Origin of the sequence: Streptomyces roseochromogenus subsp. oscitans DS 12.976 (assembly GCF_000497445.1) — a bacterium.
Taxonomy (GTDB): domain Bacteria; phylum Actinomycetota; class Actinomycetes; order Streptomycetales; family Streptomycetaceae; genus Streptomyces; species Streptomyces oscitans.
The window spans coordinates 6,364,171-6,378,295 of sequence record NZ_CM002285.1 but is presented as its reverse complement, the minus strand read 5'-3'; the positions used below and the strand labels follow the sequence as shown (position 1 = coordinate 6,378,295).

The window sequence follows — 14,125 nt, the reverse complement described above, 5'->3', positions numbered from 1 at the left end:
CGTCGGGTCCGCCTGGCTTTGGTGGCACTCCGGGGCAGGGGCCGGTCCCCGGCGCTCCGGGTGCTCCCGGTGGTCCGTCCGGCTTCGGCGGCGGCCCGGGGCAGGGGCCTGGTGGTCCGGGTGCTCCAGGTGGTCCGTCCGGCTTCGGCGGCGGCCCGGGGCAGGGCCCCGGTCAGGGCCAGGGTCCCGGTGCGCCCGCGCCCTTCGGCCGGGAGCCCTCGGGTCCCGGTGCCCCCACTCCTCCCGGCCCGCCGCAGGGCGGTCCCGGCGCGCCCGGTCCCTCCGGGTTCGGCGGCGACCCCTCGCGTCCGGTCCCGCCCGGCCCCGGTGCCGTTCCCGGCGGTGCCTCGCAGGCGTATGCGCAGTCGGGTCCGCCCGCGCCACCCGCGTTCCCGGGTGAGACCCGCCGGCCCCCGGTCGGCGGCGGTGACGACGACTGGATGATCTCCCCGCCGTCGTCCACCGGCCCCTCCGGAGGTCCGGGTGGCGGGTACGGCTATCCGCAGCCGGGCGCGACGCAGGCCCCGCCGTCGTCCGCCGGCCCCGCCGGTGGTCCCGGTGGCGGGTACGGCTACCCGCAGCCCGGAGCCACCCAGGCCCCGCCGCCCGTTCCCGGCTTCCCGCAGCAGCCCGCGGGACCGGTCACCTGGACGGCGACCATCGGTCCGGACCGCGACTACTTCATGGCGATGATGCAGCGCTCGGGGCCCGAGGCCGCGGGCCTGAACCTGCCCGCGTACTCGCCCGAGCAGCAGCGCACGCTCAGCGGCAACCAGCTCACCATCGGCCGCCGCCGGCACTCCACCGGCGACACCCCCGACATCGACCTGTCGGTGCCGCCGGAGGACCCGGGTGTCTCGCATCAGCACGCGGTGCTGGTGCAGCAGCCCAACGGCAGCTGGGCGGTCGTCGACCAGAACTCGACCAACGGCACGACGGTCAACATGTCCGAGGAACCGATCCAGCCGTTCGTGCCGGTTCCGCTGCAGGACGGCGACCGGGTGCACGTGGGCGCCTGGACGACGATCACCATCCGGCGGGCCTAGGGCCCCGGGGGACGGTCACGGCAACGGCCAGGCGTACGGCCCCGCCGGGTCGTCCAGCCAGGCCCGGGCGTGCTCGCCGTCGACCGTGACGCCGTACCGCTCCCGCTCCGGCACGCCCTCGCGCTCCCACAGCGCGTAGGCCTCCCGCGGATCGAGGGTGCCCCGGGTCAGCGCGAGCAGGAAGCGGAACGTCTCCTGCTCGCGGGCCCGGTCCGGCAGCCCGGCGAGCGACACGTCCTCCGGCTCCACCCTGCCCTCGCCGCGCAGCGGTACGAAGTAGGCGGCCGTGGGCAGGAATCCGCCCTCGGCGTGTGCCGCGTCCCGGACCGTGAGCGCGAGCAGGCCGGTGGCCAACGGGGTCAGGATCCGGGCGCCGGGGCGGCACTGGGCGAGCCAGGCGCGCGGGACGGTGGGCAGCTCGCAGGTGGCGATGATCCGGTCGAAGGGGGCGCGTTCGGGCGCTCCGCGCGCGCCGTCGCCGGTGACGACGGCCGGATGGAAGCCGACCGCGTCCAGGTGCCGGCGGGCGGACTCGGTGATCTCCGGCTCCAGATCGATGGTGGTGACGAGGCCGTCGTCGCCGAGCCGGAAAGCGAGCAGGGCCGCGTTGTAGCCGGTGCCCGCGCCCACCTCCAGCACCCGGTTCCCGTCCGCCACCTGCAGCGCGACCAGCATCCGCGCCATCAGGGAGGGCTGGCTGCTGGAGGAGACCAGCTCGCCGTCGCGCAGCCGGGTGGCCAGCGGCACGTCCTCGTAAGCGCCGCGCACCCAGCGCTCGCGAGCCTCCCGGTCGGGGCTCTCGCCCCAGCGGCGCTCGTGGCCGCGCCGCCCGGCGACGTAGTAGTAGGGCACGAACGGATGCCGGGGCACCGCCGCGAACGCCTCCCGCCACACCGGGTCCCCGGCAAAGGCTCCCTCGGCGTCGATCTCCCGCACCAGCGCGGCCCGCGCGACGGCGGCCAGGGCCTCGATCCCGGTGTCGTATGCACCCAGGCCCACACCCATACCCATGGGTCCACAGTAGGGTCGAGCCGGTCCTGCGGGTCCTAAGCCTTGAGTCCTGGGTCGCCCCGTCTGAGACGATGTACGGGTGACAGAGATTCGGCGCGGCACGCTTCAGGAGCAGACCTTCTACGAGCAGGTCGGCGGGGAGGAGACCTTCCGGCGGCTCGTCCACCGTTTCTACGAGGGAGTCGCCGAGGACCCGATCCTGCGGCCGATGTACCCGGAGGAGGACCTGGGCCCGGCCGAGGAGCGGCTCGCCCTGTTCCTGATGCAGTACTGGGGCGGCCCCACCACCTACAGCGACAACCGCGGCCACCCACGGCTGCGGATGCGGCACGCCCCGTTCACCGTGGACCGCGCGGCGCACGACGCCTGGCTGCGGCACATGCGGGTGGCCGTCGACGAACTCGGGCTGTCCGAGGAGCACGAGACGACGCTGTGGAACTATCTGACGTACGCGGCCGCGTCGATGGTGAACACGCCAGAGTGAGCCCGAACTCGCGCCACTGAAGGTCGGGTTCTGGTCACACATCGCCGCATTCCGGTCACGATCCGGCATAGACCGGTCGGCAACCGCTTACCCGGAGCCGACCCGCTCTGTCAGCACCGCGGTGCTGGCGCATCTGCGACCGTGTGGCCCCGGAGCTGGCAAAGGACCACATCGGGGTGTGGCCGGACGACACCCGGTGACCGAAGTCGGTCACCGCACGCTGACGCCGAGCGCCCCGAGCCCGGCCCGTCGCACGGCGACGGACCCGTAGGGGGTGCGCAGCCGGAGCCATGCCCCGGAGGAGAACAGCCCGGTATCGGCGGGACCGACCCCGGGCCGCAGGAAGCCCAGGGACTGGGCCGCGTGCACGGCCCGCACCGGAAGCCCGGTCCGCCCGATCTCCCGGGACCAGATGTCCCGCCCGATCCGGTCCAGCTCCGCGCGGGTACGGCCGTCCGGCGCCAGCTCCTCCGTACGCGACCGGAACTCGGCGACCGCCGCGGCAACGGTCGCCCGCAGCGCGTCCGGGGCGGGCAGCCCCGGTACGGCCCGCCAGCCGCCGCGCGGCGGCAGCACACCGGCCCACGGCGGACCGGTCACCGCGGCCGGTACGCCGGCGGTGGCCGCGCGCTCGTCCACGGACTCCAGCAACTGACCGGCGGAGACGGTCACGTCGAGGGTGACGTCGAGCCCGTTCTCGTACGGCTTGGCCAGCCGTACCGCGCGGACGGCGAGCACCTCGAAGGACGGCGGCCGGCCGAACACGGCGAGCGCCGTACCGGCCGCCTGCAGGCGCACCGCGGCTCCACGGTCGTAGTGGAGCAGCCGGGAGAGGAAGGCGGCGAGGTCGGCCGCCTCCGTCTCGTCGGCCAGGTGCAGCACCGTCATGCGGCGACGGCCTCCTCGGCAGCCTCGTCCGTGTACCGCTGGAGGAACTCCCGCTCCCCCTCGGTGATCCGGCGCGGCCGCTGCCTCTCGAAGTCGAACGGGACGACCACGGTCCGGGCCGTCACATAGATCGCGTCCGCGTCCTTCACCTCGTAGGAGACGGTGAAGGAGGCGGCCTTGATCTCCGTGACCCACAGCTCGATGTCCACGGGCGTGGGCCGGTGGACGAGCTGGCGGCGGTAGTCGATCTCATGGCGCGCCACCACGGACCCCTGCTTGGACTCCGCGCCCCTGAGGGACGTGAAGTCGATACGGGCCTCCTCCAGATAGCGGAGGAAGATCGCGTTGTTGACGTGTCCGTACGCGTCCATGTCCGACCAGCGCAACGGGCAGCGGTAGATGTGGCGCAAGACCGATCAGCCCCGGGTCAGCTTCTTGTAGGTGGCGCGGTGCGGACGCGCGGCGTCCGGGCCGAGCCGCTCGACCTTGTTCTTCTCGTACGACTCGAAGTTGCCCTCGAACCAGAACCACTTCGACTCACCCTCGTAGGCGAGGATGTGCGTGGCGACGCGGTCGAGGAACCAGCGGTCGTGGGAGACGACCACGGCGCAGCCGGGGAACTCCAGCAGCGCGTTCTCCAGGCTGCTGAGGGTCTCGACGTCGAGGTCGTTGGTGGGCTCGTCGAGGAGCAGCAGGTTGCCGCCCTGCTTCAGGGTCAGCGCCAGGTTGAGGCGGTTGCGCTCACCGCCGGAGAGGACACCGGTCGGCTTCTGCTGGTCCGGACCCTTGAAGCCGAAGGCGGACACGTAGGCCCGGCTCGGCATCTCGACCTGGCCGACGTTGATGTAGTCGAGCCCGTCGGACACGACCTCCCACAGCGTCTTCTTCGGGTCGAGGTTGGCGCGGGTCTGGTCCACGTAGGAGATCTTGACGGTCTCGCCGACCTTGATGTCGCCGGAGTCCGGGGTCTCCAGCCCCTGGATCATCTTGAACAGCGTGGTCTTGCCGGCGCCGTTGGGGCCGATGACGCCCACGATGCCGTTGCGCGGCAGCGTGAAGCTCAGCCCGTCGACGAGGATCTTCTCGCCGAAGGCCTTGTTGAGCTGGTCGACCTCGACGACGACGTTGCCGAGCCGCGGCCCCGGCGGAATCTGGATCTCCTCGAAGTCCAGCTTCCGCATCTTGTCGGCCTCGGCGGCCATCTCCTCGTACCGCGCCAGACGCGCCTTGGACTTGGCCTGCCGCCCCTTGGCGTTCGACCGCACCCACTCCAGCTCTTCCTTGAGCCGCTTCTGCCGCTTGGCGTCCTTCTGGCCCTCGACCTTGAGGCGGGAGGCCTTGGTCTCCAGGTACTTGGAGTAGTTGCCCTCGTAGCCGTGGAGGCGGCCGCGGTCGACCTCACAGATCCAGCCCGCGACATTGTCGAGGAAGTACCGGTCGTGGGTGACGGCCACGATGGTGCCCGGGTACTTGGCGAGGTGCTGCTCCAGCCAGTTCACCGACTCGGCGTCGAGGTGGTTGGTGGGCTCGTCGAGGAGGAGCAGGTCGGGCTGCTCCAGCAGCAGCTTGCAGAGCGCGACGCGGCGCTTCTCGCCACCGGAGAGGTTGGTGACGGGCCAGTCGCCGGGCGGGCAGCCGAGCGCGTCCATGGCCTGTTCGAGCTGGGCGTCGAGGTCCCAGGCGTTGGCGTGGTCCAGCTCCTCCTGGAGCTTGCCCATCTCGTCCATGAGCGCGTCGGTGTACTCGGTCGCCATCTGCTCGGCGATCTCGTTGAACCGGTCGAGCTTGCCCTTGATCTCGGCGACACCCTCCTGGACGTTCTCCAGGACGGTCTTCTCCTCGTTCAGCGGGGGCTCCTGCAGCAGGATGCCCACGCTGTAGCCCGGCGACAGGAACGCGTCGCCGTTCGACGGCTGCTCAAGACCAGCCATGATCTTCAGCACGGTCGACTTACCGGCACCGTTCGGGCCGACGACGCCGATCTTGGCACCCGGCAGGAAGTTCAGGGTGACGTCGTCGAGGATCACCTTGTCGCCGTGCGCTTTGCGCGCCTTGCGCATGGTGTAAATGAACTCAGCCAAGAGAAACCGTCCGGCAGCTTGAAATCAGGCAGTGGGCAGATACATCCCATCTTGCCCGACGGCCAGGCCTGGATGGAAACCCGTTTGGTCCGGGCGCTCTGACCTGGGGTTTCGGTGGTGGTGACAGTGGCTCGACTGTCGCTGTCGGTCGCCGTTGGGTGGCCTCGGGCACCCTCGGACGGCTCAGGGACGGCCCAGGAAGCAGAGTCCCCGCCGCCACCGCGCCGGGCTATCGTGCCGCTGTGACCAGCGCAGCGGAGCGCCCCATCCTCTTCCTCGACGTCGACGGGCCGCTCATCCCGTTCGGGGCCTCGCACGGCTCCTCGACGTCTTTCGATCAGGGCAACCCGCTGCTTGATCGACTGGATCCCGGCATCGGATCGCGTCTCCTCGCCCTGGGCTGCCATCTCGTGTGGGCCACGACGTGGATGGAGGACGCGAACGAGGCCGTCGCCCCGCGCCTTGGACTGCCGAAGCTGGCGGTGGTGGAGTGGCCGGACACCGGCGCCGACGACGGACCCCGCGGCCTGCACTGGAAGACTCGCCCCTTGGTCGAGTGGGCCGACGGTCGACCGTTCATCTGGGTCGACGACGAAATCGGCGCCATGGATCGCTTGTGGGTCGATGCCCAACATCCTGGGCCGTCGCTGCTTCATCGCGTCGACCCGGCTCAAGGGCTCGTAGACGCCGACTTCTCGGCGCTCGGCGATTGGCTCGCTGCTGAGAGCGCCGACTAACGGTTGATCGGGATCTCGTAGACGATCTCGCAGTGCGCGGCGGGCACCACGATGTCCGCCGTCTCGACGGGCCGCCCTTGGTCGCTGTAGTAGGTCCGCCGGATGTGCGTGACGAGCGCGGCCTTCTGGATGCCGAGTATCGACGCCTCCTCGACGGTCGCCTGCCTCGGCTCGGGCTGCTCCACGGCGTGGCTGACCGTGACACCGATCGCGGCCATGCGGTTCACGACACCAGCACCGGCGTGCAGCCGGCACCTTGGCGTCGGTGCGGCTCTCCCAAATCACCCTGCTTGCCCACGGCCTTCATGTCCGCGCGAAACGGCGATCCGCTGGGCTGTTCCGGGGCCGACGACCGGACGACCCGGACCCGCTTCCGGGGCTCGGCAACGTACGTGCCCGACCCGGCGCGGCCTTCCAGCACACCCTGGGAGATCAGCAGCTCCTGCGCCCGGCGGATGGTGCGCCGCTGGCCGCTTGGATCCGTCTCTGTTCGGACTCGTTGGCGTCAGCCGTGGATGTCAGCCCGACCCGCCTGGGCGGTCACCCAGTCAAGAAGCGCGTCCACCAGATCAGAAAGGGATCTTCCCTCGCCGAGAAGGATGAAGCGGCAGTCGAGATGGTCTCCCGGATTGTGTGGGTTCAGGGTGCCACAGCGCAGACCTGTACGGTCGATCTGTCCGCCCAGGCAGATACTCCCGAGTCGCGTCCACACCAGCAGGCCCTCTGTCCATTGCACGTCGGCGGGGAAGTCCACGCAAAAGTCTTCCGGTTCCGGCGCTCCACTCGGCCAGCTCGTAACACGGGCCGCCAGGTGTTCGACCACTGGCCGCCAGTCTTCGCCGAACTCCCAGTCCGGGAGATAGTGATCGAACGTGTTCATCTGGCCAGTGAATCACCGCTTCAGGAGTGGGATCGAATCCTTGCCGGGTGGTGCTCGACGCTGCCCGGGGTGCTGTTCTCCCAAAGGTGCAGTTGGCGGCCAGGCCAGGCCGCTCAGGCGGGCGATGCCGCGGGCGCCTCGACGCAAAGGGCGAAGTCAGTTGTGCGAGGTGGTGGGATTCAGGACTGCCGCAAGCAGGCGGTTGGACAGGTGGGTGGGAGCGCCGAAGTCGAGGCTCAGGTTGGAGACCGAGTAGACCGCGCGGACGGACAGATCACGGGTGGCGAACATGCCGTTGGCGTAGCCGTCGTCGTGGCCCGTCTTGCCCCAGAGCACGGCACCGTTCGGCAGTGGTGTGGACATCAGGCCGGCGCCGAAACAGGCCACCTTGTTGCAGGAGGTGCCACCGACGAACGGGACGAGCTTGCCCTCGTTGTCCTTGGGCAGGGTGAACAGTTCGTTCTGCTGCGCGGTGGGCAGCAGACGGCCTTGGAACAGCGCGGTCATGAAGTGGTCCAGGTCGGCCGGGGCGGAGATCATGTTGGACGGGTCGCCGCCCTGCTCGCTGACGTCCACCGCCTCGCCCTGGCTGTCGGTCATGTAGCCGTGCAGGTAGGGCCGGGGCATCTTGGGGTTGTCCTCGGGCACCGAGGTCTGTTCGAGGTGCAGCGGCTCCAGGATGCGGTCGGTGACCTCCTCCTTGAAGGAGTTGCCGGTGATCTGCTCGATGAGCTTGCCCGCGATCCGGAAGCCGAGGGAGTTGTACTCCTGCTTGGTACCGGGGGCGAAGTGCGGGCCGGGCCACGGGCGGTCGGCTGGGCGCAAGGTGTCCTGGATGATCTCGTCGAAGGTCCGGTAGGTGTATCGGCTGGCGATCGTGTCGTCGGCGCTGTCGGCGGGCTTGCCCTCGTCCACGTTCGGGAGGCCGCTGGTGTAGTTGATCAGCTCGCGGACGGTGATCGGCTGGAAGGTGTCCGGCAGCAGGCCGGGCATGTACTGCTGGATGGTCTGGTCGAGGTCTATCCGGCCTTCTGCCGCGAGTTGGAGGATGACGGTGGTCTCGAAGACCTTGGAGATGCTGCCGGCGTGGAAGTGTGCGTTCGCCGGGATCCTCCGGCCGGTCTGACTGTCGATGGTGGAGCCCTTCCACAGCTGGCCCGGCTCGGCCACCAGGGCGATCGCGCCGGAGGCGTTGTCGGAGGGCCGCGTCTGGATGGCGGCCTCAAGCGCGGACGGGTTCAGCGCCGGAAAGGCCGTCGTGGCGCTGGAGCTTGTGCCGTCGGCGGCGAAGGCCGATGCACCCGATCCAGCGGTGACACCGACGAGGGCGGAGCAGGCCAGACCGAGGGCGGCGGCACGACGGGTGAGCGGCTTCATGCGGGGCACTCCGTGAGATCACTCGGCTGAGCGGTCCTCAGCGACGTGATCAATCCTGCTTCGGCCGCCGACTCGCCGGGTATCGGGATCAACCCCGAACTGCCCCTGATCCACCCCCGACGTCACCTCGGGCATCGACCCCGACGCCGCCTCGGAGACTCCGTCGCGGCGAACAGCCTCCGCAGCAACACTGCGGGCACCTCCCGCGAGACATGCACCAAGGTCCTGCGCGATCGCTATGGCGTCGGGGAGGCCGGTGACGAATGCCTTGAGCTGGGGGTTGTAACGGTGGCGGACGAACCAGCGGCCGGGGACGACGACGCCTAGGTAGATGGGGATGAAGATGGCGGCGGTCGCGACCAACGCGCCGGTGGCGCCGCCGACGAGGTGGCCGATGAAGGCGGCGGTGATGACGACCAGGCCGGGGATGATCAGGCCCATCGCCACGGCGTCCAGGAACTGTGCCTGGGTGAGCCGGTGGTGCTGAGAGACGACGCCGTCGCGCAGCAGAGGGAGGATGGGGCCACGCTCCTCACGATGGCCGGAGTCGCGCCCTGATGCCCCCTGTGTCGGACCGTCCGCTCACGCATCGCTCACGCGCTGCCGACTGCCAAGCAGCGCGTGGTCAGATCTGGCCGAGGTCGATCTCCACAGGGAAGGGGGCCGCTACCTTGAGGACGCCGGTGAAGACGTCTCCGTCCCGGTAGGTCTGCGTCGCGGGGTCGAGAACGTAGGTGTACACAAGAGGAACGCCTGTCGCGGCCTGCTCGATCCGCCAGTAGAAGCCGATGCCTGCCTTGGCGTACTGGTCGACCTTCACGATCCGGTCGGTGGTCTCCGAGCCTGGCGACACCACCTCCGCGACCAGCAGCACGTGCTCAGGGCGGGTGGGGGTGATGTCGATCGTGTCTGCTCGGTACACGACGACGTCCGGGCACCGATTGGTGAGCGGGACGTCCTGAAGCCGGACGTCGAAGTCCGTGTCGGCGTTCCACTCCGGGCCCGCGGCGGCATCCAGGGCGTTCGCAAGAATCCGGGCCACCCGGTTGTGGCGCTTGGACGCACTCGGACTCAGGACGACCATCCCGTCCACGATCTCGATACCGGCGCACTGCTCCTCGGACCAGGACTCGTACTCCTCCGCCGTGATCTGCTCATGCATCCACGCCGGGGCCACCATGTCGGCCGTCATGAGGCACCTCCCGGACACTGTGCTGCGGGCCCGACCCCGCTGACTCAGCGTACTGTCTGCCACCCGTCCAGCACGCTGAACTCACTCATGCCCCTCCCCGACAGCGAGCTCACGACAGGTGAGGACCAGGCCGGCCTGCGGAACGCCCGGTCGGCAGCCGAGGGTGAAGCGAAGCGAGTTGATCGCCTTACGGGTGCGGTCCGAGGTCATGCCCTCCATGAGAGTCAGGGCCTGGGACCAGGCGGCGACGGCCTCATCGGCGCGGGTCTGGGCGGCGAGGCTGTCGCCGAGGTCGGCGTAGGTGAGGGTGTGGACGCGCTTGTACTTCCCGGGGTCCCAGCGCACCAGGGCATCGCGGTGTTGTTGCTCGGTGCCGATGTGGTCGGCGAGGTCGGTCAAGGCGCGGGCGGTGTGGCCGGCCACGGTGCCGGCGGCTGGCTCGCTGACGCGGGAGTAGCTCGGCTGTGGGCCGTCGTCGCGTAGAAGGGCGTCTTCGGCGACGAGCAGGGCGCGGGCCGCTGCGGGCTTCTCGCCTACGGCGGCGTACGCGCGGGCATGGGTGACGTGGAGCAGCGCCTCACCCTGGGGTTTCCGTTGCAGGTCGTGGCTGGTCGGGTGCAAACGCAGTTGAGCGGGGATCAGTCACGGGCGACGATGGGCCCATGAGTCACGGCTTACGTCGTATCGGTGGAGTGGCCGTCATGATCGCGGGGATCGCCTTGGGTGCCTGGATTGTCTTCGGGGCCCCGCACGATTGGCATGGCGGCAAGGCCCTCGGGCGGCTGGCGCTCTGGTTGGGGTGTGTGGGGATGATCAGTGGTTCGGCGCGGCTGATCTTTTTTGACACGTCCCAGGACGGGTCCGGCGCCCGGAACGAGGAGGCCTGACCCGGACGAGGTCAGTTGTCCGGCTGTTCGCGCTTGCGGAGCAGTACCAGGACCGCGCCGCCGATCACCACGAAGCCGATGGCCACGCCGGCGATCAGCGGGGTGATCGCCGAGCCGCCCGTCGCGGCGAGGTCGGTGCCGGGGGCCGTGGTGCCGCCGACCGTGGCGGGGCTGGGCTCGTTGTGGACCTGGGTCGTCTGGGTCGTGAGTGCGCCCTGGGTCTTGCAGTCGAAGACGCCGGTGAAGCGATGGGTGAAGCCGTGCGGCCCGGTGATCGTGAAGTCGTAGGCCTGGTCCTCCTGGAGCGGGATGGTCACCGTGCGGGTGGCACCCGCGGGGATGGTGTGCTCGGTGCCCATCAGCTCGAAGGTGAAGGGCTGATCGCCCTTGTTGGCCACGATGATGTCCACGCCGCCCTTGGCGCAGTCCTTGCGGGCCGAGACCGCGGGTATGGCGCCCTTGGAAGCCCAGGTGGCGTTGGCGGTCGCGGATACCGTGGACTCGCTGGAACCGGCCAGTATCTGGGTCTGGCTGCGACTGTCGGAGGCGAAGGCCCGGCCGACGGGCACCGTGGTCGAGGCTTGTACCGTCAGCTGCGCCGTGCCGGTCGAGGCGTCCTCCGGAATGTCGAAGTACAGCTGACTGCCGTCCTGAGCGGAGGTGATGACCTTGCCGGTCTTGTCGATGATCCGCACCCCGCTGGTGGCCGCGTCCGTCGGCGGGGTCACGGCGACACCGGTCGCATTGGTGTGCACGGTCACCGGCCCCAGCAGATCCCCGGGGTGGCCGGAGACCGCAGGCGGGTCCAGTGTGAGCGAGGCCTGCGGTTCGCCGAGGTCGCCGGCGCTCTTCTGCAGATAGTCGGCGAGCTTCTCGGCCTGCGGGTCTACGGCGTCGACCTTCACGTGGTCGGAATAGCGCCAGATGGCCACCTGGGTACCGGCCGCCGCGTCCTGCTCGGTGAGTGAGCCGGTGCCCGCCCGCTGGGCGAGCGCGGCGAGGTCGTTGATCTGGGGGTAGGAGTTCTGCAGGATCCAGCGGATCTTGCCGGCGTCCTTGTTGGTGCCCAGCGAGGTGCCGCTCCAGGACGTCTCCTCGTAGTAGGCGTCGCGCTGGGTCGGGTTGTGGAGGTCGACGCAGTACGTCTGCAGGGTGCCGCCGCCGTCGACGGACATCTCGAACAGGCCCGCCTGCACCCGCTGGTCGCCGCCGTTCTCGTGGATCACGGCCTCGCCGTAGGTCTTCAGGCCGTCGATCGTGGCCGCCGCTCCGCCCTCGGTCTGCGGTGTCTCGTCGGCCGCGGCTCTACCGGCGCCGGACAGCACACCGGCTGCCACGAGACCGGATGCCGCCGTGGCGGCGGCCAGGCGGGCCGCTCCGGCGGAACGGCGGAACCCAGAGAACGCAGCAAGCACAGAATTCCCCTTCGAGCAGGACCCGTTGGACGTGGGGGACGGTCCCACCAGCAGAATCGGCGGCCCTCTAGGGGCACGCCCGGCATCCTATGGATCACTCGGAGCCTCTCCCGTCGGTCGGATGATCCGATGGGCGATCCGATCCGTAATCGTTATCCCCGGGACCGTCCATGAGCTGGGCATATCGACAAATCCACCGGTTCGTACGGGGTGTTCGGGAACCGCGTCCCGCCGGGACCGGGCGGTCCCGGCGCATCCGTGCCGGTCGCTGACGTCATGTCACCGCAGCTGGCTCCGGGGCCTGTTGGGCCGCCTCCTCGTCCGGTGTGCCGACAGGGCGCGGTGTCTCCCAGCTCGGCTCCGGCCGGGCCGCCGTGAGGGCAGCCTCCGGTTTGGCCGCGCGCTGGAAGGCGGCCGTACCGCGTGCGAGGTCGTGGCCGATCGCCACGGCGTCGATGTCGGCGGAGGCCCACTGCTGCTGCCCCTCGCGCACCTCCGTGCGCACCTTCAGCCGGCCCTGTACGACGAGCGGCTGGCCCACCTCCACGCACGCCGCCACGTTCACCGCGAGCTGGCGGTTGGCCCACACCGTGAAGAAGTTGGTGTGTCCGTCGGTCCAGGCACTCTTCTCCCGGTCCCAGTAGCGCGCGGTCACCGCGAGCCGGAACCGGGCCGACGGGCCCGCGGCCGCCTCCCGGTACACCGGCTGGGTCGCCACGTTGCCCACCACGCAGACGATCGTCTCGTTCATGTCCTCGCTCCCCTCCCCCGCCCGGCTCTCGACGGCCGGGCGGACACGCGTACGGGCCCGTCCCGTACGGCTGCGTCTGCCGTGCCGGCGCGTACGACCGCCGTACGCGCCGGCACGTCCCGCCGATCACGCGCGCCGTCCGCCGTCCTCCGGCCGGACCCGCCCTGCGATCGCCGCGACCCCAGACTGCCTCCGCCGGGCCGGGCCCGCTGAGCGCTGTGGACGACCACCTCACCTGTGGAAATCCCCGTCACCCGCACGAGTGACCTCCGTCCCCCCGCCGCCTTCACCCCCGGTGGCCGCAGCAGGCCACAGGCTGACGCATCCCGGGGTGGCCTCGACTGGTCCCAGCTCACGCATCCCGGGTAGCGGCCAGTTCACGCACCCCGGGTGACCGCTCCGGCCATCAGCCCACGCGGCCCCGACCAGCCACCTCCGGCCGCCAGCCCACGCAACCCGACCGGCCCCACCTCCACCCTTCAACCCACGCCCACCCAAATCAACCCACGCCCACCCAACCGACCGCAGCCACCCCTCACCTCACCCACCCCGAGTGACCACCCCCAGCCACCAGCCCACGCGGCCCCGACCAGCCACCCCCGCCCGCCAGCCCACGCACACCCGGACGGCCCCGGCCAGCCTTCAAGCGCACTCGGCCCCAGCGGCCGCCCCCGCCCGCCAGCCCTCGAACCCCCAGCGGCCGCCCCGGCCCATCAGCTCACACACCCCACAACGGCCGCCCCCGCCCATCAGCTCACGCTCACCTCGACCCGGTCCGCACAACCCGCCCGTACTGCTCGCGCACCTCTCGATAGCGCAACAGCTCTGCCGCCACCGGATCGAGCACCCGGGCTCGGCCACAGCCGGCGGCGGCCTCTCGTAGGCGCCGTTCCGCCTCCTGGCCATAGCGCCGGGCCGGGCCTCTGGCCGCAATGCGGCAGCCCCACTCCACCAGCGGCCCGCCGATGATCCCGCACACCATCAGCAGCACCGGGACCCCGAGGTTGGGCCCCATGACGCCGGCGATCTGGCCCGCCAGCCACAGGCCTCCCACGATCTGCAACAGCGTCATGGCCGCCTGGACCAGCACCGCCACCGGCCACCAGCCCGGCCGCGGTGGCCGGCCCGGTGGCAGTCCGGCCCTCGCCGCCAGTTCGTCCAGCGCCTCCGACAGCCCGTGCGCACCGCGTACGGCCGCCTCACGCACCGCCTGCGCCCACGGCCCGGGCAGCCCGGCCGAGGCCCGGTCGGCCACCGTACGGACCGCCTGCTCCACGCGCTGCCGGGCCGTGATCTCCTCCTCGGCCTGGGGGCGCACCGCGTGCCGGCCCGTCGTGGCGTCGCCGCGCCCCCGGTACCAGCGCCACAGCCGCAGC

General features: G+C 70.7%; 14 protein-coding genes and 3 pseudogenes. 4 read left to right on the top strand and 13 right to left on the bottom strand.

Features of this window, described 5'->3' with window-relative positions; translation table 11 throughout:
• Positions 1-1,046 (top strand): FHA domain-containing protein (locus M878_RS94930; RefSeq protein ID WP_158692785.1); only part of this gene is annotated, 1,046 nt, incomplete at its 5' end.
• A gap of 15 nt (positions 1,047-1,061) precedes the next feature.
• Here the strand turns inward: M878_RS94930 and M878_RS77255 are convergent.
• On the bottom strand, positions 1,062-2,057 hold the full coding sequence (locus M878_RS77255) for a methyltransferase domain-containing protein (protein WP_245238227.1): 996 nt from the start codon (positions 2,055-2,057) through the stop codon (positions 1,062-1,064).
• A 79-nt stretch (positions 2,058-2,136) separates the two neighbouring features.
• Here M878_RS77255 and M878_RS77250 point away from each other — a divergent pair, with 79 nt between their 5' ends.
• Positions 2,137-2,541, top strand: coding sequence for a globin (locus M878_RS77250; protein WP_023550674.1), 405 nt, complete (start codon positions 2,137-2,139; stop codon positions 2,539-2,541).
• 210 nt (positions 2,542-2,751) lie between these two features.
• Here the strand turns inward: M878_RS77250 and M878_RS77245 are convergent, their stop codons facing one another.
• The 3 genes from M878_RS77245 to ettA are packed head-to-tail and all read right to left on the bottom strand — an operon-like array spanning position 2,752 to position 5,510.
• Positions 2,752-3,429, bottom strand: coding sequence for a DUF8185 domain-containing protein (locus M878_RS77245; protein WP_023550673.1), 678 nt, complete (start codon positions 3,427-3,429; stop codon positions 2,752-2,754).
• A complete protein-coding gene (locus M878_RS77240) occupies positions 3,426-3,839 on the bottom strand; it encodes an acyl-CoA thioesterase (protein ID WP_023550672.1) in 414 nt (137 codons plus the stop codon). Before M878_RS77240 ends, M878_RS77245 begins: the two co-directional genes overlap by 4 nt.
• 6 nt (positions 3,840-3,845) lie before the next feature.
• A complete protein-coding gene (gene ettA / locus M878_RS77235) occupies positions 3,846-5,510 on the bottom strand; it encodes an energy-dependent translational throttle protein EttA (protein WP_031225993.1) in 1,665 nt (554 codons plus the stop codon).
• Between the two features lie 242 nt (positions 5,511-5,752).
• On the opposite strand from ettA, the gene M878_RS77230 reads away from it, so the two are divergent.
• Positions 5,753-6,247 (top strand): HAD domain-containing protein, encoded by a 495-nt coding sequence (locus tag M878_RS77230; RefSeq protein WP_023550670.1) that lies wholly within the window; start codon positions 5,753-5,755, stop codon positions 6,245-6,247.
• Here M878_RS77230 and M878_RS94925 read toward each other — a convergent pair.
• From M878_RS94925 to M878_RS77200, 6 genes and pseudogenes are all read right to left on the bottom strand, one after another.
• Positions 6,244-6,704, bottom strand: a pseudogene (locus M878_RS94925) (UTRA domain-containing protein). The gene M878_RS77230 and the pseudogene M878_RS94925 sit on opposite strands and share 4 nt — an antisense overlap.
• A 48-nt stretch (positions 6,705-6,752) precedes the next feature.
• Positions 6,753-7,127, bottom strand: a complete 375-nt coding sequence (locus M878_RS77220; protein WP_023550668.1) for a hypothetical protein — start codon at positions 7,125-7,127, stop codon at positions 6,753-6,755.
• 156 nt (positions 7,128-7,283) lie between these two features.
• Positions 7,284-8,504, bottom strand: a complete 1,221-nt coding sequence (locus M878_RS77215) for a serine hydrolase domain-containing protein (protein ID WP_023550667.1) — start codon at positions 8,502-8,504, stop codon at positions 7,284-7,286.
• Between the two features lie 18 nt (positions 8,505-8,522).
• On the bottom strand, positions 8,523-9,011 hold the full coding sequence (locus M878_RS77210) for a chromate transporter (protein ID WP_245238425.1): 489 nt from the start codon (positions 9,009-9,011) through the stop codon (positions 8,523-8,525).
• Between the two features lie 118 nt (positions 9,012-9,129).
• Positions 9,130-9,696 carry a Uma2 family endonuclease gene (locus M878_RS77205; protein ID WP_023550665.1) on the bottom strand — a complete coding sequence of 189 codons (567 nt, stop codon included), beginning with the start codon at positions 9,694-9,696 and terminating at the stop codon, positions 9,130-9,132.
• 81 nt (positions 9,697-9,777) lie between these two features.
• A pseudogene (locus M878_RS77200) lies at positions 9,778-10,281 on the bottom strand (NsdA family TPR-like regulatory protein); the annotation flags it as partial.
• Between the two features lie 116 nt (positions 10,282-10,397).
• Here M878_RS77200 and M878_RS77195 point away from each other — a divergent pair.
• Positions 10,398-10,583, top strand: coding sequence for a hypothetical protein (locus M878_RS77195; RefSeq protein WP_245238225.1), 186 nt, complete (start codon positions 10,398-10,400; stop codon positions 10,581-10,583).
• An 11-nt stretch (positions 10,584-10,594) separates the two neighbouring features.
• Here M878_RS77195 and M878_RS77190 read toward each other — a convergent pair whose 3' ends face one another.
• The 3 genes and pseudogenes from M878_RS77190 to M878_RS77180 all read right to left on the bottom strand — a co-directional run.
• Positions 10,595-11,998, bottom strand: coding sequence for a Cys-Gln thioester bond-forming surface protein (locus tag M878_RS77190; RefSeq protein ID WP_023550662.1), 1,404 nt, complete (start codon positions 11,996-11,998; stop codon positions 10,595-10,597).
• A gap of 274 nt (positions 11,999-12,272) precedes the next feature.
• Positions 12,273-12,749 (bottom strand): single-stranded DNA-binding protein, encoded by a 477-nt coding sequence (locus M878_RS77185; RefSeq protein WP_023550661.1) that lies wholly within the window; start codon positions 12,747-12,749, stop codon positions 12,273-12,275.
• A 760-nt stretch (positions 12,750-13,509) separates the two neighbouring features.
• Positions 13,510-14,125: pseudogene (locus M878_RS77180) on the bottom strand (ATP-binding protein); the annotation flags it as partial.

Bases quoted from the DNA above. Each gene is read 5' to 3' on its own strand.
- M878_RS77185 (WP_023550661.1), bottom strand. From the start codon at position 12,749: ATGAACGAGACGATCGTCTGCGTGGTGGGCAACGTGGCGACCCAGCCG.
- M878_RS77195 (WP_245238225.1), top strand. From the start codon at position 10,398: ATGATCGCGGGGATCGCCTTGGGTGCCTGGATTGTCTTCGGGGCCCCG.
- M878_RS77215 (WP_023550667.1), bottom strand. From the start codon at position 8,504: ATGAAGCCGCTCACCCGTCGTGCCGCCGCCCTCGGTCTGGCCTGCTCC.
- M878_RS77255 (WP_245238227.1), bottom strand. From the start codon at position 2,057: ATGGGTATGGGTGTGGGCCTGGGTGCATACGACACCGGGATCGAGGCC.
- M878_RS77245 (WP_023550673.1), bottom strand. From the start codon at position 3,429: ATGACGGTGCTGCACCTGGCCGACGAGACGGAGGCGGCCGACCTCGCC.
- M878_RS77205 (WP_023550665.1), bottom strand. From the start codon at position 9,696: ATGACGGCCGACATGGTGGCCCCGGCGTGGATGCATGAGCAGATCACG.
- M878_RS77220 (WP_023550668.1), bottom strand. From the start codon at position 7,127: ATGAACACGTTCGATCACTATCTCCCGGACTGGGAGTTCGGCGAAGAC.